Source organism: Aestuariibius violaceus (assembly GCF_040779325.2).
GTDB lineage: Bacteria > Pseudomonadota > Alphaproteobacteria > Rhodobacterales > Rhodobacteraceae > Aestuariibius > Aestuariibius violaceus.
On the sequence record NZ_JBFONT020000017.1, the window covers coordinates 1 to 22,231 of the forward strand.

At 60.9% G+C, this 22,231-nt stretch carries 20 protein-coding genes and 1 pseudogene; 14 read left to right on the forward strand and 7 right to left on the reverse strand.

Annotated elements, in window-relative coordinates; all coding sequences use genetic code 11:
- Positions 1 to 439: 439 nt before the first annotated feature.
- From AADZ90_RS21650 to AADZ90_RS21670, 5 genes are read right to left on the reverse strand one after another with little or no spacing between them, the layout of a single operon-like run.
- Complete coding sequence (locus AADZ90_RS21650) at positions 440 to 1,210, reverse strand: FkbM family methyltransferase (protein ID WP_367312662.1); 771 nt, start codon at positions 1,208 to 1,210, stop codon at positions 440 to 442.
- A gap of 7 nt (positions 1,211 to 1,217) precedes the next feature.
- The gene (locus tag AADZ90_RS21655) at positions 1,218 to 2,279 is read right to left on the reverse strand and encodes a glycosyltransferase family 4 protein (RefSeq protein WP_367312663.1); all 1,062 of its coding nucleotides are present in this window, start codon (positions 2,277 to 2,279) and stop codon (positions 1,218 to 1,220) included.
- Positions 2,276 to 3,202 carry a lysylphosphatidylglycerol synthase transmembrane domain-containing protein gene (locus AADZ90_RS21660; RefSeq protein WP_367312664.1) on the reverse strand — a complete coding sequence of 309 codons (927 nt, stop codon included), beginning with the start codon at positions 3,200 to 3,202 and terminating at the stop codon, positions 2,276 to 2,278. Before AADZ90_RS21660 ends, AADZ90_RS21655 begins: the two co-directional genes overlap by 4 nt.
- Entirely contained in the window at positions 3,199 to 4,851 is a 1,653-nt protein-coding gene (locus tag AADZ90_RS21665) for a sulfatase-like hydrolase/transferase (RefSeq protein ID WP_367312665.1), read from the reverse strand. The genes AADZ90_RS21660 and AADZ90_RS21665 overlap by 4 nt, the downstream gene beginning before the upstream one ends.
- On the reverse strand, positions 4,848 to 5,492 hold the full coding sequence (locus AADZ90_RS21670) for a CDP-alcohol phosphatidyltransferase family protein (RefSeq protein WP_367312666.1): 645 nt from the start codon (positions 5,490 to 5,492) through the stop codon (positions 4,848 to 4,850). Before AADZ90_RS21670 ends, AADZ90_RS21665 begins: the two co-directional genes overlap by 4 nt.
- Before the next feature lie 202 nt (positions 5,493 to 5,694).
- Here AADZ90_RS21670 and AADZ90_RS21675 point away from each other — a divergent pair, with 202 nt between their 5' ends.
- The 3 genes from AADZ90_RS21675 to AADZ90_RS21685 all read left to right on the forward strand — a co-directional run bounded on the left by AADZ90_RS21675 (position 5,695) and on the right by AADZ90_RS21685 (position 9,422).
- Positions 5,695 to 6,252, forward strand: a complete 558-nt coding sequence (locus AADZ90_RS21675; RefSeq protein ID WP_367312667.1) for a cytochrome b — start codon at positions 5,695 to 5,697, stop codon at positions 6,250 to 6,252.
- Between the two features lie 165 nt (positions 6,253 to 6,417).
- Positions 6,418 to 7,920: a glucans biosynthesis glucosyltransferase MdoH gene (mdoH, locus tag AADZ90_RS21680; protein WP_367312668.1), complete on the forward strand. Its 1,503-nt coding sequence runs from the start codon at positions 6,418 to 6,420 to the stop codon at positions 7,918 to 7,920.
- Positions 7,917 to 9,422, forward strand: coding sequence for a glucan biosynthesis protein (locus tag AADZ90_RS21685; RefSeq protein WP_367312669.1), 1,506 nt, complete (start codon positions 7,917 to 7,919; stop codon positions 9,420 to 9,422). Before mdoH ends, AADZ90_RS21685 begins: the two co-directional genes overlap by 4 nt.
- A gap of 13 nt (positions 9,423 to 9,435) precedes the next feature.
- Here the strand turns inward: AADZ90_RS21685 and AADZ90_RS21690 are convergent, their stop codons facing one another.
- Positions 9,436 to 10,197 (reverse strand): endonuclease/exonuclease/phosphatase family protein, encoded by a 762-nt coding sequence (locus AADZ90_RS21690; protein WP_367312670.1) that lies wholly within the window; start codon positions 10,195 to 10,197, stop codon positions 9,436 to 9,438.
- 129 nt (positions 10,198 to 10,326) lie between these two features.
- Here AADZ90_RS21690 and AADZ90_RS21695 point away from each other — a divergent pair, with 129 nt between their 5' ends.
- The 6 genes from AADZ90_RS21695 to AADZ90_RS21720 all read left to right on the forward strand — a co-directional run bounded on the left by AADZ90_RS21695 (position 10,327) and on the right by AADZ90_RS21720 (position 15,311).
- Positions 10,327 to 10,692 (forward strand): 6-pyruvoyl trahydropterin synthase family protein, encoded by a 366-nt coding sequence (locus AADZ90_RS21695; protein WP_411997150.1) that lies wholly within the window; start codon positions 10,327 to 10,329, stop codon positions 10,690 to 10,692.
- Positions 10,685 to 11,452, forward strand: coding sequence for a methyltransferase domain-containing protein (locus tag AADZ90_RS21700; RefSeq protein ID WP_367312672.1), 768 nt, complete (start codon positions 10,685 to 10,687; stop codon positions 11,450 to 11,452). The genes AADZ90_RS21695 and AADZ90_RS21700 overlap by 8 nt, the downstream gene beginning before the upstream one ends.
- A gap of 246 nt (positions 11,453 to 11,698) precedes the next feature.
- Positions 11,699 to 12,349, forward strand: a complete 651-nt coding sequence (locus tag AADZ90_RS21705) for a RibD family protein (RefSeq protein ID WP_367312690.1) — start codon at positions 11,699 to 11,701, stop codon at positions 12,347 to 12,349.
- A gap of 58 nt (positions 12,350 to 12,407) precedes the next feature.
- The gene (gene ribA / locus AADZ90_RS21710) at positions 12,408 to 13,520 is read left to right on the forward strand and encodes a GTP cyclohydrolase II (protein ID WP_367312673.1); all 1,113 of its coding nucleotides are present in this window, start codon (positions 12,408 to 12,410) and stop codon (positions 13,518 to 13,520) included.
- On the forward strand, positions 13,517 to 14,485 hold the full coding sequence (locus tag AADZ90_RS21715) for a zinc-dependent alcohol dehydrogenase (RefSeq protein WP_367312674.1): 969 nt from the start codon (positions 13,517 to 13,519) through the stop codon (positions 14,483 to 14,485). Before ribA ends, AADZ90_RS21715 begins: the two co-directional genes overlap by 4 nt.
- Entirely contained in the window at positions 14,478 to 15,311 is an 834-nt protein-coding gene (locus AADZ90_RS21720) for an inositol monophosphatase family protein (RefSeq protein ID WP_367312675.1), read from the forward strand. The genes AADZ90_RS21715 and AADZ90_RS21720 overlap by 8 nt, the downstream gene beginning before the upstream one ends.
- Before the next feature lie 11 nt (positions 15,312 to 15,322).
- Here the strand turns inward: AADZ90_RS21720 and AADZ90_RS21725 are convergent, their stop codons facing one another.
- Entirely contained in the window at positions 15,323 to 15,889 is a 567-nt protein-coding gene (locus AADZ90_RS21725) for a cytochrome b (protein WP_367312676.1), read from the reverse strand.
- Positions 15,890 to 16,147: 258 nt separating this feature from the next.
- Here AADZ90_RS21725 and AADZ90_RS21730 point away from each other — a divergent pair.
- From AADZ90_RS21730 to urtD, 5 genes and pseudogenes are all read left to right on the forward strand, one after another.
- Positions 16,148 to 16,468, forward strand: a pseudogene (locus AADZ90_RS21730) (transposase); the annotation flags it as partial.
- 462 nt (positions 16,469 to 16,930) lie between these two features.
- Positions 16,931 to 18,217 carry an urea ABC transporter substrate-binding protein gene (gene urtA / locus AADZ90_RS21735; protein WP_367312677.1) on the forward strand — a complete coding sequence of 429 codons (1,287 nt, stop codon included), beginning with the start codon at positions 16,931 to 16,933 and terminating at the stop codon, positions 18,215 to 18,217.
- A 58-nt stretch (positions 18,218 to 18,275) separates the two neighbouring features.
- A complete protein-coding gene (gene urtB, locus AADZ90_RS21740) occupies positions 18,276 to 20,225 on the forward strand; it encodes an urea ABC transporter permease subunit UrtB (RefSeq protein ID WP_367312678.1) in 1,950 nt (649 codons plus the stop codon).
- 12 nt (positions 20,226 to 20,237) lie between these two features.
- Positions 20,238 to 21,494: an urea ABC transporter permease subunit UrtC gene (urtC, locus tag AADZ90_RS21745; RefSeq protein ID WP_411997151.1), complete on the forward strand. Its 1,257-nt coding sequence runs from the start codon at positions 20,238 to 20,240 to the stop codon at positions 21,492 to 21,494.
- Entirely contained in the window at positions 21,491 to 22,228 is a 738-nt protein-coding gene (gene urtD, locus AADZ90_RS21750; RefSeq protein WP_367312680.1) for an urea ABC transporter ATP-binding protein UrtD, read from the forward strand. Before urtC ends, urtD begins: the two co-directional genes overlap by 4 nt.
- Positions 22,229 to 22,231: the final 3 nt, after the last annotated feature.

Below are 22,231 nucleotides of genomic sequence, written 5' to 3' on the forward strand. Positions count from 1 at the left end.
GATAGCAAGACCAACGATGTGATGGTGTACCCGTCAGCCGCAAGGATCAGGACACTCCGCCGAATGCCCCGGCCGCTGTTGCCCGCAAAGCAGTTAGGAACCTGATCTGCGGATCCCATCAGGGCCAGCGGTCAAGACCGCGCGAACAAGCCGGACACAAGACCGCGTCTGAAACGGTGCACGCAATCCCATTTCACTCTTGCTACGCCGGCGACATCAACAAAAGACATCCGCTGTGCCTATAAATCTATGCACTGTTAGGTGGCCGCGGGACGTGCAGGCAACCCGGAGCATCAAACTCGATCGAGTTCATGTTGCGGAGAACGGGCAAACGACGAAGTCGAGCAACGCGCTAGAGAAGTAAGTGCCAACCGCGCTTGGTAAAACAAAGAAAACCGCCTTTGCGACGCCGGTGAGGCGTCAGGGCGTGCACCTCATCTTAAGTGCGACGGGCAAAAACATCACCCGAATTGGCAGACATTGGCAACCGGGCCAGGTCTGCCTTCAGTTCCTCTCCATCAACCCAATCCGGTAGGGCCATGCAATGCTCTTCACCCAGACTGAAGTTAAACTGATAAGTCGCCAGAGTATCCAGCCGAGAAAGGCAGGCATAGGCCAGGTCTCGCTGAATGATAGTGAATTCAAACGACAAAGCGGGCAGCGATGTCGAAAGCCCATTGAGCACCTCCAACTCATAACCCTCAACATCAATCTTGACGAAATCCGGCAGCCCGTGGCGATCGATCAAAGCGTCAAGGGTGGTCATGGGAACCTCAATCGTGTCGTCCCAGACCTGACCCTGCCATTCCTCCGCGGTCCGGGCCGCGGCGATCAATTCAGACGACGCCGTTGAAATCGTAGGATTAGCGCTGTTGACTTGTAGTCTGAGGTCACCTTCACGGGCACCAACGGCGGCTTGATGCAACATCACACGCTCCGACCGGCCGTAGATGAGGCGAAGCGCGCGAAACACTGAGGGCTGCGGCTCAAGCGCCACGACGTCAGCGCCAAGGCGCAGGAAGCTGCCCGTGCGGTCCCCGACATGGGCACCAATATCGAAGACCAGGCTGCCCTTCCGGACAAACGCGGCGTTCAACGCATCCATCTGGGCTGTTCGCGCCTTGTCCCGGTAGTAGACGTCAAGCGAGCGCCCGATGGCCGTTTGTTTCCGACCTGGCCGCGACATCACCTGTGCAGAGCTTTTTGACATTGGCCCCTCAACTAACCTGAATGACAAGGATTTCTTCAAGCGCGTCCGCGATGGCCTTTGCGGTGTCGTCCCACCCCGGGAGAGCATCACCCGCTATGCGTGCCGCAGCGGCGCAGCCCTGTCGGAAAGACAGGTCGGTCAGCATGGTTCGTAATGCGTCGGCGAAGGCATCCGGCGCGTCGGGCGGAACCAGCAAGCCTGCCTCGTGGGGCACGGTGTCCGGAACGGCCCCCGCCGCGCAGGAGACGATCGGTAATCCATGGGACAGCGCTTCGTCAAAGACGATGCCATATCCTTCGTAGCGAGTGGCCAGCGCAAAGATCGAGGCCTTGGCGTAGAGCCGCTCGAGCTCGTCGCGTTCTATCCGCCCGGCCAACTTGAGCCGCTCATCCAGGCCTGTATCGGACCGCAAGGCGCGCAGTTCGTCGGAGAAAGCAGGATCGAGCGGCGCGCCGGCGATGACAGCCTGCCATTCCAGCGCCTTGATTTGCGACAAGGCCCTGATCAGTACGTCGTGCCCCTTACGTGGCAGCTGTATGCCGACGGCCAATATCAGTGGCGGGTCGATTGGGGCGGCCGCGAGGCGCGGCCGATCTGTTCCAGGCCGCGCAATGGTGATGTTCTTACGTTGAACATCGTATTTGCGGGTCAGAAGCTCGGCCGTGTGTGGGCTGGGAACCAGCACATGGTGGGCGTGGCTGAGATTTGCGCGCTCCGTTTCAAAAAGATGTTTGCGGCGACCCTCTGTCAGCCCACTTTCTTCCGCCAGCGGATGGTGAACGAGCGGGACGAGCGGTGATTGGATCCCAGATACGCGCCTTGGATCGAGCGCTCCGAAAGCCAGCCCGTCTACGATCAAGGGGACATCTGGCGGAACATCGGACAGCTGAGCAAGCGCATGGTCCATGTCGTCCGGCGGGGGGGCGGGAAAGCTGTTCGGCAGTTCAATGTGCTGAACATCGCAACCGAGCGCCGGCAACTTCTCGATCACGCGCCGATCGTAGATCGTGCCGCCGGTCAGCGTCGTGATCTTTCCAGGAACGGCAAAGGCGATCCGGGGCCGTGTCATCGTGCCATCACCATCAGTGCGCCCGGGATCACAGCAATCAGCAATGCCAGACCGAACATGACGCTCGCGGCCACGCTGTCGGTCGCGGAGATACCGGCGATCGGCAGAAGCAGGGCTGCTGCGCCCTCACGCACGCCCCAGCCACTGACCGTCAGCGGGATGAGCATCGCGAAAAGGATCACGGGCACCAGAGCCGCAATCTCGATGAGTGAGAGATCCACGCCGACCGCCCGGGCCGCGAACCCGAACGCAGCCAAATTGCAGATCGTGATCGCAACTCCGAACAGAATTTGTCCGGGGAGGACACGGCTGGCGAACAGTGCAACACCCATTGGCTGCAGCCAGCGGAGCGCCTTGGCTGCCAACTCTCCCTGAAGCAGGCCAACCCCCCAAACGCCAAGCGGCAACGCCGCCCCGATGCCCACCACTGTCAGCAACGTGGCGCCCAAGGCCGGGGGCCAGTCGAGCCCGCCTGCAACAAGTAGGGTCGAGAGGAAAGCCACCGCCAAAGTCAGGAACATGGCGATCTGACCGGCCAGACGCTCGAAGAACACCGCTTGGCCGGCAACAAGCAAGCCACCCTGATCACGAGCACGGACTGCGCGGGCGGCGTCTCCAGCAACGGCACCCGGCAAAGCCTGGTTGAAGGCCTGGGACAGAAAGTATTCCTTCAGCGCATAGCTGGTAGGCAGGGTCTGCCCAAGCTGCGCTGCCGTTAGTCGCCACCTTTGCGCTGAGAATGCCGTTTGGAGGATCAAGGTTGCGACCGCGGCCAACAACCAAAAGGGGGAGGCCTGCACCAACGTTTCGGCAATTGCACCACCGCCTGCCGCGTGCCACAGAACGACGAGCACCGCGATGGTCAGGCCGCAGCGCATGGCGAACCAGAAGCGGGTCTTGGACAGCATTCCTGCCCGGGTCATCGCGCGGCCTGCCTTACATTGGTCGATGTGAGCGCATTCAGCAGATGGGCTCGTAAGGCTGACATTGGGCGCGGCTCCGTCTCTGCGTCAGGGATCAGTCCTGCAGAGAAGCCGTCGTCAGCCAGTAGCCCCACAAGATGCTCTGGACCGACGATGTGCAGGGGCACATGGGGCCTTTCGTCCAACGCGACAAACCCAGCGGCCTGGTGGTCGCCGATGATGAGCATGAGCGGAGGATCCTCGGCATGAAGCTCGGCATAGGCGAAGACCGTCTGAAGCGCATAATCGACGGCAAGTCTGTATTGCGCGCGCACGCGATCATGATCCCGCCAGACCTCACGCGGCGTGTCGCTTGCCTCCACGATGGGGTTAAAGACGGTCCCATCGCCCAAGTCGTCCCAGTCGAGCAAGTCTGGTACCGGAACCCACGGGGCGTGGGAGGAGCCGGTGGCAACCTGAATGAAAAGCGGATCGTCATCGGCCCCGGGCGTCCGCAGAAATCGGTCCATGGCCGCGAACGTGAACTGGTCCGGCATGGTGATCCAGTTGAAAGCCGCGCCTTCATAGCCGAGGTCAGCCGCCGCCAGGATTGTGTCAAACCCCATGGAGCGCGACTCGGGCCAGTGCAACGTGATCTGCGGCATCACGGCGGCGGTGCCGAACCCCGATTGCGTTGCTAGGTGAAAGAGCGTTTTCCGCCCGCTGCTTAGCGCGGCATGGTAGCTCGTTTGATTGTCAATCCACAGCCCGTTGGCAAAGCTTGAATGCGCAAGCCAGCTTTGACCGCCCTGAGTCGGTGAGATCAAGTAGGTCGATGCCATGCTCAGTCCCTTGGCATCCAGTGTGGTTTCTGCGGCCTCAAGCGTTTCCCGGTGCAGATCGGCAAAAAGTGGTGTATCAAAGCTCGTCCGTCCGTAGCTTTCGACGAAGACGATAATGACATCTCGATCCACCAGATCGAGCAGTCCGTCTTGCTGGGCAAATGGATCATCCTGAGCTTCGGCGCGAAAGTTGCGCAAATCCGCCAGCGTGTCGCGGATCATCTGATATCGCTCGACGCCGACCCTTGCTGTGAACGCCGTGCCCGGTATCGAAGTGGGCGCCGCCCACTTGCCCATTCTGGCCCCGACATCCACGACCGCAACGGCGGTCATAAGCGTGGCCGCGACACCGGAAACAACGGCGACCGGAACCGGCACGGCGAGACGCGCCCAATACCCACATGCCCACCAGAGCGCCGCGAAAAGCCCAACCACGGCAAGCATTATTGCGACAACAGACAAGGCTGCAGCCAAGGGGCCAAAAGCGCCCACCGTAAGCTGGTAGAGCGAGGCGATAAGAGGAAAGTCCGCGACAAGGTTGAAGCCACGATTGAGTGCCAAAAACATCGCGAAATCGGCGGCTTTCAACACAGCGATAACCGCAAGCACCGCGACGAGGCAGAGGCGGAAACAGGACCCAAGGCGGCCCTGACCGAAAGCTATCAGCGCAAGCAGGATGGCAGGCAGTTCCAAAGGGAAAAGCAGGAGAGCCCGCCAGGAAACTGCATCAGGATGATTGGGCTGGATCAGGACAAGATGCAGCACCATTGCGGCCAACAGCGCCCCGCCGACGATCATCACCCGCTCTTTGACCAGCTTAGCGGTCACGAACGCCTCCCGTACAGCCAGAGGATGTCGCGGCCGAAGGACCACACAAGCGCGGCAACGACGGTCAGGATGACGGCATCCATCACCATCCCATCAAACTGCGGCACCAGAAGTGCGATCAGAGCTGAAATCTGCATCACGCAGACCGCTTTGCGACCGAACCTGGGCGGCAAGGGCTGATCCAGCCAGGGGCACAGATGTTTGGCCAACCAAAAGAGGTAGTGCGGCAGGCCCAAAAGAATGACGTATGCCTCAGCCACTCCGGTACGGGCGGCATAGACAGCGAGCAACAGGGCAAAGGCCGCGTCGACTTCAACGTCGAACCGTGCCCCAAAACTTGAAGATAACCCTTCGCGGCGCGCCAACCAGCCGTCCACTCCGTCAAGGGATAAGGAAAGGATCGCAAGGACCAGCAAACCCGCACTTGGCATCGCCCGCTCCAGCAGTGCGACCAAGAGAACCCCGGCGATCACAAGGCGCGCAAGCGTCGCGAGATTGCATAGTCCGAGTTTGGCATGCGGATAGCTGTGGTGGATCGCATAGGTGCTGAACGCCGTCGCCGCGAGGTAGGCCAGCAGGGCCACACCGACGCTTTCCATGCTGTCTTCCGCGCCGAAGAACAGAGCCGAGACAAGGATCAAAGCCCCGGCACCGAAGACAGAGGCGACGCTGAAGGCAGTCGAAGGCGGAAGATAGCCAAGCCCCGGCGCGCCGGACCGCCGAGCTTCCGAAGTCTTGTTCAAGGAGCCTTCCATGATCTCGCCCTTTTTTTTCGGTCGTCGGGAATAATACGTTCGGGCAAGGCGTAGTATTCACGAAACCGCAAAAAAATGAGTTCGGATTATGGAAGACCTTGCAACGAAATACAAATTGCCGGCGCGGCTGCTTCACTGGACGATGGCTCTGCTGGTTCTGGGCATGATTCCAGTCGGTTTTCTCATGCTGAACGAAACACTGAGCCGCGAGATCAGAAATACGATGTTCATCGCGCACAAGAACACCGGAACGCTCTTGCTGATCCTGATCGTTGCCCGGCTCATCTATCGGTGGCTCAATCCTCCAAAGCTCAAGCCCGTCGAACTCCCTGCGCTTCAGGAATTCGCGGCGCGGGCGACGCATGTGGGCCTCTATGCGCTTCTGCTGATCATGCCGCTTTCGGGTTACATCCGGGTGCGTGCCGGGGGCTTCCCCATCGAAGCGCTTGATGCTCTGGGTGTGCCTGCCCTTGTGCCGCGTTCCGATGCTTTGGCCGAGTTCGCCAAGATGGTGCACCTCTACGCGGGCTACGCGATCGTTGCGCTGGTCGCCATGCATGTGGGCGCGGCCGCGTTTCATGGCCTGGTCCGGCGTGATGGCATTTTCTCGCGCATGTGGCCGGTATTTTCCAAGGACGCGCGCTAAGTCCCTGGCCTGGGAGAATTGTATCCGTACTGGTGCGCGCTGTTGCACGCCTTAGTCAGAGTGAGAAGCTTGGGGGCAAATCCCGTGTCGACGATGAAGCAAGTCAGAGCAGCAGGGGTTTCCGGGATGACGGCCAGCATTCGATGGCCCAGACCGCAGCTCGCCTTGTTTCTGCTTCTGCTCGCCGTCTTTTCCTTTGTGCTGGTTTTTGCTTTTGCTCAAGCCGTAGACACCTGGAATTGGGTGGCGTGGTCGGTTTTGCCGCTGATGGCCGCGAATGCGCTATGGATTTCTGGCGGTGCAGCAACGTCGATCCTTGGCCTGCTTATGTCCAAGGCCAAGCCTGCCGAAGAACCGGTTGGTTGGCAGCCGGAGGGACAGACAGCCGTGCTGCTCACGCTTTGCGGCGAAGATCCGGAACCCGTGGCAAAGTTTCTCAATGGTTTGTCCCGCGGGCTTGCGCGTGAAGGTCTTGCCGACAGCACACGCATATTTGTGCTCTCCGACACATCGGACGGCGATGCCTGCGCGTGCGAAGAGCAAGTCATGGAGGGCCTGATTTCCAGTGACCGGGTCTTCTATCGCCGTCGCACGGTCAGAACGAACAAAAAGCCAGGCAACATCGCGGACTGGCTGGAAACGCATGGATCGTCTTTTGACTACATGGTGGTGCTTGATGCAGACAGCCGCATGTCAGCTGCGAGCATTCGTCATCTGATCTGGAAAATCGAGAGCAACTCCGGTTTGGGCCTCTGCCAGGCAGGCATCTCCCTGATCCCCGGCCGGACGCGATTTGGAAGATACCAGCGTGTCACGTCACGTCTTTTGTCAAAGACCTTTGGCAGAGGCTTCGCGGCCTGGTCGGGAGAGACAGGAAATTACTGGGGGCACAATGCGATCATGCGTGTTATGGCCTTCCGCGCCGCCGCCAAGCTGCCGGAACTGTCGGGTTCGGCGCCCTTCGGCGGCTCGATCCTGAGCCATGATTTTATCGAGGCCGCATGGATGCGCCGGGTCGGTTGGAGTGTCGAGCTTTGCCCAGACCTTGCCGGCAGTGCTGAAGATGCGCCCCAGACACTGGAAGAGTTTTTCAAGCGCGACCGGCGCTGGTGTCAGGGCAATTTGCAGCACCTGCGTCTATTGGGTGATCCGGGGCTTCGCGGACTGAGCCGGTATCACCTGCTGACGGGGATCTTTAGCTATCTCGCTGCGCCCATCTGGCTGGTCTTGTTGGTCCTGTTGAGTTCCGGCCAGATCTCCATCTGGGGGTTCTTACCAGTGCTTTCGATCGCGGCGGTACTGCTTGTTCCAAAGATCTGCGCCCTGATTGATTGGCTGCCACGCGCCAAAACAGCCAAACGCCGTCGCATCATACTACGTGCCTGGAGTTCTGAACTGATGCTGTCCACGCTGCTCGCGCCGCTTATCATGTTGCGTCAGGCCACGTTTGTTGGCTCAGTCCTTCTGGGACGCGATTGTGGGTGGAAATCCCCGTCGACCGAACGCGTTTCGCTGCCGCTTGGTTGGCAAGAGGCCGGCTTGGGTATCGTGATGTCGGCTTTCGCCATCGCGAATGGCACAACCGGTGCCTTCTGGCTGGCGCTCGTGATTGTACCTTTGCTGAGCGCCCCCATCCTCATGCCCAGACTGAACGAGTTGCCAAGATGAACAGGCGTTGTTTTCTGCTAGGCTCCACAGCACTACTGGCCTCTGCCACGCTGCCCGCTACCGTTCAAGCGCAGTCCGAACCGTCGCTTCTCGATCTCGCCCGCGCAGCGCAACTTCGCCCCTATGAGCCGAATACCATGCCGCTGGCGCCGCCCTTCGCCGATCTGGGCTACGATGCGTTTCGCGGCGTTCGCCCCTTACCCGGAAAGGCCGCGATGATCCCCCACGGGGCCAAGTTTGCCTTCGATTTGCTGCCACCAGGGCTCTATTTCCCCGACCCGATAAAGTTCGATCAAGTGACGGAAGGTGGCATTCGGGAAATCGCTTTCAGCCCAAAGCTTTTCTCTTTCGATCCGCGCTATTTTGACGACATTCCGCAGACCAGCCATGGCGCAGGCTTCACTGGTTTTCGCCTGCGCTACCCAGTGAACGCACCGGACCGCCTGGACGAAGTCCTCGTGATGCAGGGGGCGAGCTATTTCCGCGCGATCGGAGAGGCAATGGTCTATGGCCTCTCGGCACGCACGGTGGCCATCGGCACCGGCGGCGGCGGGCCCGAGGAGTTTCCGCGGTTCACCCATGTCCGGTTACACGCGGCAGAGGGTGACGCCATACGAGTGGAAGGGATGATCGACAGCCCCTCGCTAACCGGGCATCTGGACCTGACCTTGCGGCCAGGGGCCGAGACCGAGATGGACATCGTCACGACCTTTTTCCCAAGGGTCGAGATCACCGATATTGGGGTCGCGCCCCTGACCTCCATGTATCTGAAAGGACCGATGCTGGCGGCCGTCTCTGACGATTTCCGCCCGCGGGTTCACGACAGCGATGTTCTCGTCATCGAAAACGGTGCGGGTGAAATTCTCTGGCGGCCTATTGCCAACCCCCGCGCTGTCGAAACATCAGCCTTTGGGGATACCTCGCCCAGGCGCTTCGGCCTCTATCAGACCGCCCGCGCCTACGAGGATTTTCAGGACACGGAGGCGCGCTACCATGATCGGCCCTCGGCCTTTGTCGAACCGCTGGAACCGTGGGGGGCCGGTGCCGTCATGCTGGTCGAGTTGCCGACGGACGACGAGTTTCTAGACAACACTGTAGCCTTCTGGCGCCCCGAAGCGGCGCTTCAGCCCGGGCAGGAGTACCGATTTGCCTATCGTCTTACGTGGACGCGAGACCTCCCAGACATGGGCGTCTTGCCACGCATCCTCCAGAACCGAAGCGGGCAGGAACATGAGCGGCCCGGCCATCGCCGCTACGTCATTGATGTGGCGAGCGTGCTGGAAGATCCGACGCCGCTGATTTCAAGCTCTGAGGGAGGCGAGATACTCGGGGCCAGCGCCTTTGTTTTGCCAGATGGGCAAAGCACGCGGATCACATTCCTCTTTGCTCCGCATGAGCTGGACACCGCGGAAATCCGCATGAGTTTGCGGAGCACCAACGGCACCCCACAAAGCCCCGTTTGGCTGCACCGCTGGACCCGCAAGCGAGACGGTGACGTGTGATCTGATGCTTGCTCTAGTTCCCGAAAGAAACTTGTGCCGCCAGGGGTCGATGGTCCGACGCCAGGCGAATGCCGGGCCCATCAAGAACCTCTGTGGCGATGATCCGTGCAGGCGGGGTCACAAGAACCCTGTCCAAAGGCAAGAACGGGCGCTGGATCGGGAACGTCGCCTTGGCCGGACCGTGAAAGCGGTGTCCAAGCAGTTTCGGCGACAGAGCCAGACCACCCCACGGGCGCCATTCGTTGAGGTCCCCTGCCAAGATCGTCGGCATGTCGTCTTTGCGAATGATATGCTGGCTGATGATGCGCAACTGGACCAGACGCAAGACTTGCGTCAGCGACATGTGGGTGCCGATCAGCCGGAAACGCTGCCCCCCGCGCGAGAGTTCGGTGACGACCGCGCCCCGATGGCAATGACCGGGCAAGTCTACAAGCACGACGGAGTCAACTTTGATCTCAGCACGCAAGAACAGAATTGTGCCCAGAAAGCCGTGGCTTTGCTCGGCCCAGCGATGCTGCGGAGACTGGTGAATGTAGGTGAGCCCCGTGATGCGCTCTATTTCAGCGATATCCAGCAAGCCCGCATGGGGCGGGCATTCCTCATCCGCCTCTTCAAGGAGAAGCGCATCCGTCCCTGGGCGCCACACTTCTTCGGCAAGAACAGCCACGGTCCGCGCAGGATCGACCCGCCCGTCATTGCCGCGGCAGCGATGGATGTTCCAGGTGATGCAAGAAAAATCTGCCATTTCGTACGCGTGAGAGGCCATCGTTTCCATCGGAGAGTTCTCGCGCAACAACACCCCAATCCCACGGGAAATCAATCATCCAACTGCCCATAGCGGCAGATCAACTTCTAAGAAAATCGAAGGACACCCATGTTTGCTGTAGAAGTACGTGACCACATCATGATTGCTCATTCCTTGCCGTCGCCAGTATTTGGTCCCGCGCAAGGTATGCATGGCGCGACCTTTGTGATCGATGCCGCCTTCTTTACCAAGGACCTCGATGAAAACGGTCTCGTCGTCGATATCGGTCTTGCGACGGACGCATTGAGCCGCGCGCTCAAGCCGCTCAACTATGCCAATCTGGACGAGGTGCCCGCCTTTAAGGGCAAGATCACGACGACCGAGTTCCTCTGCCATCACATTTGGGAGCAGCTTCGGGCCGACGTGAAAACCACCGGTCTGGGCGATGGCGGGCGCGTCTGCCGGATCAAAGTCTCGCTTCACGAAAGTCATGTCGCCCGTGGCTGGTACGAGGCAGATGTCTGAGATGGGGTTTTTGCCCGATTGGCTGGACCTGCGGGAGCCGGTTGATCACGCCGCTCGCGATCCGTCCTTGCTTGCGCGTGCGGCCGAGTGTGTCGGGGCGGGCAAGGCCGTTCTTGATCTGGGAAGCGGAACCGGGTCGACTGCACGCGCTTTCAAGGGCACCGTGCCAGACGATGCATGGCACTTTCTGGATACGGATGAGAAACTGCTTCATGTCGCTGCGCGGCGTCACCCCGGTTCGCAACAGATCCGCTTCAATCTGCGGAATGTCGACGCGCTGCCACTGGATGGCGCTGGGCTCGTAACAGCTTCGGCGCTGCTGGATCTGATGCCTATCAGCTGGATTGAAGGGCTGGCGAAGCGCTTGTATGCGGCAGGCCTGCCGCTTTATGCCGCGCTCAACTATAATGGCCACATGTCTTGGACGCCTTCGTTGCCGGACGATGCCAAGATCACGTCGTCGTTCAACATTCATCAACTGCGCGACAAAGGCATTGGACGGGCCACCGGACCTCACGCTGCCAGCGAAGCCCAACGGGTATTTAAGGAACATGGTTTCGACGTGGTGACCGGTGACAGCCCCTGGGAGTTGGGGGCAGGGCAGGCTGCGCTACATGCGGAACTCCTTTTAGGGATCAGAAATGCAGCGGCGGAGGTTGGGTGCGAAACGGCGGACATCTGGCTTGACGACAGGCGCGCGATACTTGCGAACTCGACCGCATCAATCGGGCATACCGACTTATTAGCCATTCCGCGCTGACTGATTTGCTGAAAAATTCTCCATTTGATACAAAGGCTTACTTCTCCCAATCGATTTCGTGTCTGCCGTGAGATCAAAAACTGAAAGAGAAACGAGAATAAAATGCAGCGGATAAGCGTAACAGAGGCAGTGTGGAAAAGGATACTCGCAGTGAAATCTGGTACGTCTTGCCTCTGCTGCGGTGACTGGTCATCCAATGAGCGCGACGCGCTTCGACTATATGGCGCTCTGGCGAGCGCGACCGAGGTGCCACAATTCTTTGCCCAGATCGGTCAGTCCTTGGACGGCCGCGTCGCAACCGTTTCGGGGGATGCGCAGGACATCTCGGGCGCGGACGGTCTGGCGCATCTGCATCGTCTGCGCGCGCTCGCAGACGCTGTCGTTATCGGTGTGAAGACAGCGCTCCACGACAGCCCGCAACTGACCGTGCGTTTGGCCGAGGGAGAGAACCCGGCCCGCATCGTTATCGATCCCAATGGTCGCCTGCCCAACGATGCCGGGCTGCTGTTGGACACCAGCGCGCGCCGTATCGTTATCCAGGCTTGCGACGCACCGCGCGCCGATGATGTCGAGGTGATCCGCCTGAAGCGCGATGGCTGGATTTCGGCGCATGACATAGCCCAAGCCCTGCGCGGCCTTGGCTTTCAAAAAGTACTTGTCGAAGGCGGCGGTGTAACCATTGCACAGTTTCTTGAGGCGGGTTTGCTTCACCGGCTGCATGTTGCAATTGCACCACTCCTGATCGGCTCTGGACCCCAAGGCCTGTCAACCACCCCCATACCGTCGCTTGCCGAGGCGATGCGCCCGGAAACACATACCTATGACCTTGGCTCCGATGTGTTGTTCGATTGCGTTCTTGCGGCAAACAGACCCACTGCCATTCCTTGTGCCCATTAAAACGAACGAAAATGCATGAGCTGCGGAGTCGCGGCGCAAAGCAGAAGAAGAGAACACAATGCTCAGTCAAAGCCTAATGCCCAATCGAACCGAACGCGTAAACCGGGTGCGTGGCGATCTTGCGATGGGCATCCCCTGCCTTCTGACCAACGGGCCTGACCGCGCCCTACTTGTGCCGCTGGAAACCGTCACGGAAGACCGGTTCGCCGCCTTGCGAGTGGCTTTTGGTGTGCCAGAGCTTGTGATCTCCGCAAGCCGGGCTCGCGCTGTCATGACGTTTGCGGCTGCGGCAAACCTAGGCGCAGGACCGGTCCGGATCCGACCACCGGAGGCCGCAGATTTCGCGTGGTATCAGCGCGTCATTGATACAAAATTTGATTACAGGTCCGGCTCGGTCGGTCCTCTGCATGTGCTGCGCGCTGGCGAGACCCAGTTGCACCAAGCGGGACTGGGCCTGATTAAATCGGCGGAGTTGATCCCGGCTTTCGCGCTGTTCCGGCTTGCCAAAAGCAGCCCTACGCTCGCGGACCTACCGCTCATGAGCCTCAATGCAGGCGAAGCTTTGGAGGAGTTGGCTGATCGGCCTGTGCTTGCCCCCGTTGCCTCCGCACAGCTTCCGCTAGAGGTTCACGATGCGAGCCGCCTACATGTCTTCCGTGATCCCGATGGCCAGCGCGAGCACTACGCCATCGAAATTGGGTCCCCCGACCTCACGAAACCGATTCTCACCCGCTTGCACTCGGCCTGCTTTACCGGTGACGTCCTTGGCAGTCTGAAATGCGATTGCGGCCCGCAGCTTCGGGCTGCCCTGGCCAGAATGTCCGAGGAAGGTGCTGGCCTTCTCGTGTATCTGAACCAGGAAGGTCGCGGGATCGGACTGGCAAACAAGATGCGCGTCTACGACCTGCAGTCAAAAGGTTTGGACACGGTCGAAGCGAACCACCAGCTTGGCTTTGAAGATGACGAACGTGATTTCCGTCTGGCGGCCGAAGTGCTGCATAAGCTTGGCATCACCAACATTCGCCTTCTCACGAATAACCCAAGTAAAGAGCGGTCCCTGGCCGAGAGCGGCATCACAGTTACGGAACGCTTGCCACTGCGCGTTGGTCAAACCGTGCACAATCAGGGCTACCTCTCGATCAAAGCGTTGAAATCCGGGCATTTTCTGTGACATCTGCCGAGGCATCAGCGCTCTGGGTCACCTCCGCCGGACAGGCCGAACTTCGAAGCGTGGACGTTCTGCCGCGCGAGGGTGACGCAGAGATCCGGACCCTCTACTCCGGCATCAGCCGGGGCACCGAGCGTTTGGTGTTTTCGGGGTCCGTACCGGAAAGCGAACACGAGACCATGCAAGCGCCGTTTCAGGAGGGCGCGTTTTCGTTTCCCGTGAAATACGGCTATGCGGCGGTGGGCGAACTGCTCAATACCGAGCGCGCCGGTCAATGCGTCTTCGCCCTTTACCCGCACCAATCCCGCTTTGCTTTGCCTGCTGAGGCAGCATTCACCCTGCCAGAGAACGTGCCCGCCGAAAGGGCAATTCTCGCAGCCAATATGGAAACGGCACTGAATATCACATGGGATGCCGGTATTGGCGCTGGTGATACCGTCGCTGTTGTGGGGTGTGGCGTGGTGGGCGCTCTTGTCGGATATCTGGTGGCTCGGATCCCCGGGACTACGGTTACGCTCATCGACATTGATTTACGACGGCAAGCCTTGGCCGCAGAGCTAGGCTGCGCCTTCGCGGTGCCCGAGGCGGCAGCCGGCGAAGTCGATGTGGTGATTCACACCTCTGCAACGAATGCTGGCCTGTCGTCCGCCATTGAACTTGCGGGGCTGGAGGCCAGCATTGTCGAGGCAAGCTGGTATGGCGCAAAATCCACGGATGTTCCGCTTGGCGGGCGCTTTCACCAACGCCGCCTAAAGATCATCAGCTCTCAAGTCGGGCGCATTCCGGCCCATCGCGCCGCGCGCTGGACGTTTGCCCGGCGGCTGACCAAAGCGCTTGGCCTGCTTGCCGACCCGAAACTCGACGCCTTGATTGCAACCGAGTCTGACTTCTTTGATCTGGCGAACGACTACGGCACCATTCTCGCCAATCCATCCACCCTATGCCATCGTGTGCGTTACGATGCCTGAGCAGGCGGCCGATGTTGTTCATCTTCCGTCCAATGCGTCAGAAACGCTGCGGATCATGGGAAAGGCGACAGCTCTGGCCGCAAGAGGGCTCTTGGACGTATCGCAGAACCAAGCAGGTCTCCGGATCACTGAAAAAACAGCCGGTGACTTCGTGAGCGAGGCCGACCATGAAGCGGAACGAACGATTGCAATATGCCTTGATCACGCCTTTCCCGGGTATGGTTGGTTGGGTGAAGAAGGCGGCGAGCGGCAAAGTGAGGTGGACGGACTACGCTGGATCGTCGACCCGCTCGATGGCACCACGAACTTCTTGAAGGGCTTGCCACATTGGGCTGTTTCCATCGCCTTGTATCAAGGTGACACACCGCTTTGCGCAATCGTACACGACCCTGTAAAACGCGAAACGTTCTCTGCCGAGCGGGGTCAAGGCGCCTCCCTAAACGGTAACTTGATCCGGGTCTCTGAAGATCCAGCGATGACTGCGGCTCTCCTGGCGACCGGAGTGCCCTCCGGAGGTCGGGTTACGCATCTTCCCCACTGCCTGCGCGACCTTGCTGCTCTGATGCCGGAGACCGCTGGTATTCGGCGCTGGGGCGCAGCAGCTCTAGATCTCGCCTATGTGGCTGCAGGTCGGCTTGATGCTTATTGGGAACGCAATCTGGGGCCGTGGGATATTGCAGCGGGCCTTCTGATCGTCGAGGAAGCTGGAGGCCAGGTTTTACCACTTTGGCCAGACAGAGGGATATTGAACTCGGGTTCCTTCATTGCCGGGCACGGTGGCTTAGTTCAGACGGTCATTCAGTCGCTGGACAGGGCTGCGTCTTGACGTGACGAGCGTCACTTGCGCTGCGATGGCAACATCCGCCACAGCAAACCATCGCGCATGAATATCTGATGACGCAAGACCAGAAGGACATGGCCCAGAACGGCCGCGGCCAGCACATAACCCGCCACGATGTGAACCCATTTCGCGCCATTGGCCAGGGCCTCGATCTTGCCGATCGGGTTCGGGAGCTTCCATTCGCCAAACAGCAACACGCCATAATCGCCTGCCATGACATAGATGTAGCCACTGATCGGCATCACAAACATCGCGAGATAGAGCACCTGCTCAGCCCGATGAATGAAAACCTTCTCGCCATTGCCCAGGGTCGGTGCCCAGTTTGGCAATTGACCAATTGATCTATTGATGATGCGGAAGATTGCTATCCCCAGTGCAACGAGGCCAATGGATTTATGCCAGTTGAAATAGGCGTTTTGGCCTATACCTGCGACCAGGCTGCCACGTTCCATCCCGGTCATGACGTTGCCGCTGAAATATTGCCAGGCAAACAGCGCTACGATCAGCCAGTGAAAGAATTTCGTGAGCGCGCCATAACGGTCGCTTGTGTTGGTTAGCGCCATGCCTGCCTGTACTGCTTTGCCGCCAGCGTACTAGACTGACTTTGGCTGACCCGGTCAACTGCTGCCGAACCACATGTAAGACCATACATCGGTCACGAGCGATGTAACTCATGCCCAACTCTTGGTACTTTTTAACGGAGCGAACGTTCGACATATCCATCGTGCTGATTTAGCCGCTTTGCCCGGAGGGTAAGCAGATTCATGCCGACCTACTTTTCTGGCGCCACGTACTTTGCCACAAGTAGGAACTTGCAAAATGCGCTTGGCTGCACCTTTAGAGCTTTGCCATCACCATCACGGGCCGGTCGGATGCTGATCACGACCATCCGAGAAGAGCGTGAAGACGCAAGAGATATCGCCCACGAAATCAGACAGACACCGCAAAACAAAGTCTCAGCCAAGCTCCGCAAGAAGGTGGAAATGCTCCTTGCCCACCTCAAAGGTATCCTCGACTTCGGACGGCTGCGACTACGGGGCCCATGCGGTGCAAATGACACATTCCTCCTCGCCGCGACCGCCCAAAACCTCCGCAAACTGGCCAAGATCTTTCCTGCACCGCAGCAGAGGCGCAAAGCCTGATAAGAAAGGCGCTCGCGTTTAGGTCACAACATTGCTTTCTGCGCCAGCAAGACGGTGCTTTCCACAAGAAGCGGCTCAGCTTAGACCCTTGCCGCGAGCGCAGCTATGCCGCTTGTCCGAAAACTGGGTCAGTTTTGGGAGTGATGGTCAGTGCTATCTGACGGTCAACACCCTCGACCCGGACCTATGAGCGCCAGATCTGGATCTTGCGTCGGATTGCGACCGCCCAATAGTCCTGCGTCGACCCTCTTCAATCGATCGAAAATTGTGCGATTGCGGACTCCGTAGGCAGCTGCGCGCGTTTTCCGTCAAACCTCCATAGGCGATTTGCCAAGTAAGGCGTGGCCTCGCGATGCGATGGCCGGGCCGGGCTGGCTGTCATCCTGGCCGAGAGTAGTGATGGAACCGCTGTATCCCGGCAGGAAGGCGCCGGGGACGGCAGTAATTTGGGGACAAGAACACATGACATCTCTGCCGCGCTTTACTGCGTTTTCGACCGCTGCCCTTTTGCTGGGGGCGACATCGGCTTTCGCCCAGGAATGCCCGATCAAGGTCGGTGTGCTGCATTCGCTGTCGGGGACGATGGCGATTTCCGAGACGACGCTGAAGGACACCATGCTGATGCTGGTCGAGCAGCAGAATGCCGATGGCGGCCTGCTGGGGTGCGAGCTGGAGGCTGTGGTGGTCGATCCTGCCTCTGACTGGCCGCTCTTCGCCGAAAAGGCGCGGGAGCTGCTGACGGTGCATGAGGTCGACGTGATCTTCGGCAACTGGACAAGCGTGAGCCGCAAGTCGGTACTGCCGGTGATTGAAGAGCTGAACGGGCTCTTGTTCTATCCGGTGCAGTATGAGGGCGAGGAGAGCTCGAAGAACGTGTTCTACACAGGCGCCGCGCCGAACCAGCAGGCGATCCCGGCGGTGGATTACTTCCTGGAAGAGCTGGGCGTGGAGAAGTTCGCGCTGCTGGGCACCGATTACGTCTATCCGCGGACGACGAACAACATCCTGGCGGCCTATCTGACCGCGAACGGGATTGCCGAAGAGGATATCTTCGTCAACTACACCCCGTTCGGCCATTCGGACTGGGCGACCATCGTCGCCGACGTGGTGGAGCTAGGCGCCGACGGCAAGCAGGTCGGCGTGATCTCGACCATCAACGGCGATGCCAATGTCGGTTTCTACAAGGAGCTGGCGGCGGCGGATGTCTCGGCGGATGATATTCCGGTCGTCGCGTTCTCGGTGGGTGAGGAGGAGCTTTCGGGCCTCGATACCTCGAACCTGGTCGGGCATCTTGCGGCGTGGAACTATTTCATGTCGGCCGAGACGCCGGAGAACGAGGCGTTCATCGCCGCTTGGCACGAGTTCATCGGCGACGAGAGCCGCGTGACGAATGACCCGATGGAGGCGCATTACATCGGCTTCAACATGTGGGTGAACGCGGTCGAGGCGGCCGGGACCACGGATGTGGATGCGGTGCGGGATGCGATGTACGGGCAGGAGGTGCCGAACCTGACGGGCGGCACGGCGGTAATGCTGCCGAACCACCATCTGGCGAAGCCGGTGCTGATCGGCGAGATCCGCGAGGACGGCCAGTTCGACATCATCAGCCAGACCGAAGAGATGCCGGGCGATGCCTGGACGGATTACCTGCCGGATTCGGCGATGCTGACCTCGGACTGGCAGGAGCTGGGCTGTGGCATGTACAACACCGAGACGTCGAGCTGCGTGCAGATCCAATCGAACTACTGATCCTCATGCGGGCGCGCGGGTTTCGTCGCGCGCCCCGTTCATTCCCAGGTGATCCCTGATGCTTCGCGCCTGTCTTGCCGCGGCTTTTTTCGTCTGTCTGTGGGGGGTGCCCGTCTGGGCGCAGGACCTGCAGGAGATCCTGCAGACCCACAAGGACGAGGTGGAAAGCCCCGGGCGGCGCAGTGTGGGCGTGGTGCTGGATGACCTTGTCGCCTCTGGCCTGCCGTCGGTCCCGGTTTTCCTGGAGCGGTGGCAGGGCCGGGAGGTCGTGCTGAATGGTGAAGACGGGCTGTTCTACTATGCGGGCGACGCGGCGGATGGGCAGGTGGCCCTACTGGATGTGTCGTCCGAAGCAGAAGTGGGGCAGGCGGCAGAGGCGGTGCTGTCAGAGGTTCGGCCGAATGGCGGTGTGCGGCGGGAGATCGCGGCGGCTCTGGTCCGGTTTCAGTTGAGCGATCCGAACCCGCGGAACCGCCGGTCGGCCCTGCAGACGATCGCGCGCAATCCGTCGGCCGATCAGATCGAGCCGCTGAGGGCCTCGATCGAGGGGGAGGACGATGCCGTGCTTCGCGCGGAAAAAGAACGGCTGGCGCTGATCCTGATGGCCCGGTTCGGGGAGGGGACGGAAGATCGCGTGGCGGCGATCGAGGCGCTGTCAGGGACGCTCGCGCTGGATGTCCGTGCGGCGCTGAACCAGCTTTTGACGGTCTCGCCCGGGGTCGCGCCAGAGTTGCCCGAGGATGCGAATATCGCGCGGGTGTTGGAGCCTGGATCCGACGCGCTGAGCGCTGCGGAGGCGTATCAGCGCCTTGTCGCGGCCGAGCTGGCGCCCGCGCCGGTGCCGCGGGATCAGATCAAGGCGGTGCTGACGCAGAACATCGAGGGCAGCCGGGTGGCCGGGATCGATGTGGGTCGGCTGAACACCGAGGATATGCGGGAAGAGGCCTATTCGCGGCTGGCCGAGGCGGGCATCGTGCCGCCCTTTCTGACGCGGGAGGACCGGGAGGCGGCGATTGCCTCCCATGTCTTCTTCGAGGTCTATGACGAGCGGGACGCGGCGGTGACGGATGCCGCGCGGATCGCGCTGTCCGGGATCGAGACGCGGGTGGGGCTGAACCAGGCGGCGGATCTGTCGCTGGACGCGCTGTCGCTGGCGTCGATCTATTTCCTCGCGGCCATCGGGCTGGCCATCACGTTCGGCGTGATGGGCGTGATCAACATGGCCCATGGCGAGTTCATCATGATGGGCGCCTATACCGGCTATGTCGTGCAGCTGTTCGTGCCGGATTACACACTGTCGATCCTGATCGCGCTGCCGCTGGCCTTTGCGGTGACTTTCGGCGCAGGGGTGGCGATGGAGCGGCTGGTGATCCGGTGGCTCTATCACCGGCCCTTGGAGACGTTGCTGGCGACCTTCGGGATCTCGATCGCGCTGCAGCAGCTGGCGAAGAATATCTTCGGCACGCAGGCGCGGCCGCTGACGGCGCCGGGATGGCTGGACGGGCAGCTGGTGATCAACGAGGTGATCCAGATCAGCTACATCCGGATCGCGATCTTCGTGCTGGCGCTGATCTTTCTGGCGCTGATCCTGTTCGTCCTGAACAAGACGCGGCTGGGGCTGGAGGTGCGGGCGGTCACGCAGAACCCCGGCATGGCGGCGTCGATGGGGATCAATCCCGACCGGATCAACATGCTGACCTTCGGGCTGGGATCGGGCATCGCCGGGATCGCCGGGGTTGCGATCGGGCTTTATGCCCAGGTGACCTCGGAGATGGGGCAGGCCTATATCGTGCAGAGCTTCATGACCGTCGTCGTGGGCGGTGTCGGTAATGTGTGGGGGACGTTGGCGGGTGCCTCGCTGATCGGTGTGCTGCAGAAGGGGATCGAATGGTTCAACCCGTCGAACACGCTGGCGGCGCAGACCTTCATGATCCTGTTCATCATCCTGTTCATCCAGTTCCGGCCCAAGGGCATCGTCGCCCTGCGCGGCCGCGCGGCGGAGGCCTGAGCGGTGGCCGAGATCACCGCAGCAGGCGGGCCGCCCAGGCGGCGCCGGTTCCTGGCCGAGAACCCATCGGTCCTGTGGTTCCTGCTGGCGCTGGCGCTGTTCACGCTGGGGTTCAGTGTGCTGGCGCAGATGGGGTTGGTGTCAACCTCTCTGGTCAAGACGATGGGCAAGACGCTTTGCCTGTGTCTGGTCGCCGTGGCGATGGACGTGGTCTGGGGCTATTGTGGGATCCTGTCGCTGGGGCACATGGCGTTCTTCGGGATCGGCGGCTACGCGATCGGCATGTGGCTGATGTATGCGCGGACCGAGATCATCGTGACGAACAGCCTGAACGCCGCGCCGATCCCGCCCACGCCGGAGGAGATCGTGGATGCGGTGGGCACGCAGATCTTCGGGGTGGTGGGATCGTCGGAGTTTCCGTGGCTCTGGGCGTTCGCGGACAGTCTGGGATTGCAGCTTTTGATGGTTGTGCTCGTACCGGGGCTGCTGGCGCTGGTTTTCGGCTGGCTCGCGTTCCGGAGCCGGGTGACGGGGGTGTATCTGTCGATCCTGACCCAAGCGATGACGCTGGCCCTGGCGCTGTGGCTGTTCCAGAACGACAGCGGTTTGAGGGGCAATAACGGCCTGTCGGGGCTGCAGAATATCCCCGGTTTCGAGGGCACGCCGCAATCGACGATTTCGCTGGCCTTCTTCTGGGCGTCGGCGGCGGCGCTGGCGGCGGGATACGTTCTGTTCGCCTGGGTGGTCTCGGGCAAGATGGGCAGCGTGATCCGCGGCATTCGCGACGACGAGGCGCGGGTGCGGTTCCTGGGCTATCACGTGGAGAGCTTCAAGCTGTTTATCTTCACGCTCACGGCGGTCGTCGCGGGCATCGCGGGGGCGCTTTATTATCCGCAGGCGGGGATCATCAATCCCGCCGAGGTGGCGCCGATCGCGTCGATCTACCTGGCCGTCTGGGTCGCCATCGGCGGACGGGGGCGGCTTTACGGGGCGGTGATCGGGGCGGCTTTCGTGTCGCTTCTGTCGTCGTGGTTCACGGGCGGGGGCGCGCCGGATATCAACCTTGGTTTCTACCGCATCCAGTGGACGGATTGGTGGCTTGTGCTTCTTGGGCTCTCTTTCGTCGCCGTGACGCTGTTCGTGCCGAAGGGGATCGGCGGGCTGTTCGATCTTCTGGGCGGGCGACGCGTGCCGGATCGCGACGGGGATTACGGCCCTGACAAGGGCGCGTGGCGCAAGGAAGAAGGCGAAGAGGAGGGGCCGCGATGACCCTTCTGGAGGTCTCGGGCGTGTCGGTGTCGTTCGACGGGTTCCGCGCGATCAACAACCTGTCGCTGCAGATCGGCGAACCGGAACTGCGCGCCGTGATCGGGCCGAACGGGGCGGGCAAGACGACGTTCATGGATATCATCACCGGCAAGACCCGGCCCGACGAGGGGCGCGTGTCATGGGGCGAGCGGAACCTCTCGCTTCTGTCGATGTCGGAAAGCCAGATCGCGCGGGAGGGGATCGGGCGGAAGTTCCAGAAGCCGACGGTTTTCGAGGCGCAGAGCGTGCGGGAAAACCTCGCCCTGGCGCTGAAGAACAAGCGGGGGCCGTTCGATGTGCTGTTCTACCGCAAGACGGCGGAGGGCGGGCAGCGGATCGAGGCGATTGCCGAAGAGATCGGGCTGACCGCGCACCTGACGCGGCGGGCGGGCGAGCTGAGCCACGGGCAGAAGCAATGGCTGGAGATCGGGATGCTGCTGGCGCAGGACCCGCGGCTGCTGCTGGTGGACGAGCCCGCGGCGGGGATGACCCCGGCCGAGCGGGAGCAGACGACGGATATCCTCAAGCGCGCGGCCAGGACCCGGGCGGTGATCGTGGTGGAGCATGATATGGAGTTTGTCCGGCGGCTGGACTGCAAGGTGACGGTGCTGCACGAAGGGTCGGTTCTGGCGGAAGGGTCGCTGGATCATGTGACGCGGAATCAGGACGTCATCGACGTCTATCTGGGGCGGTGAGGG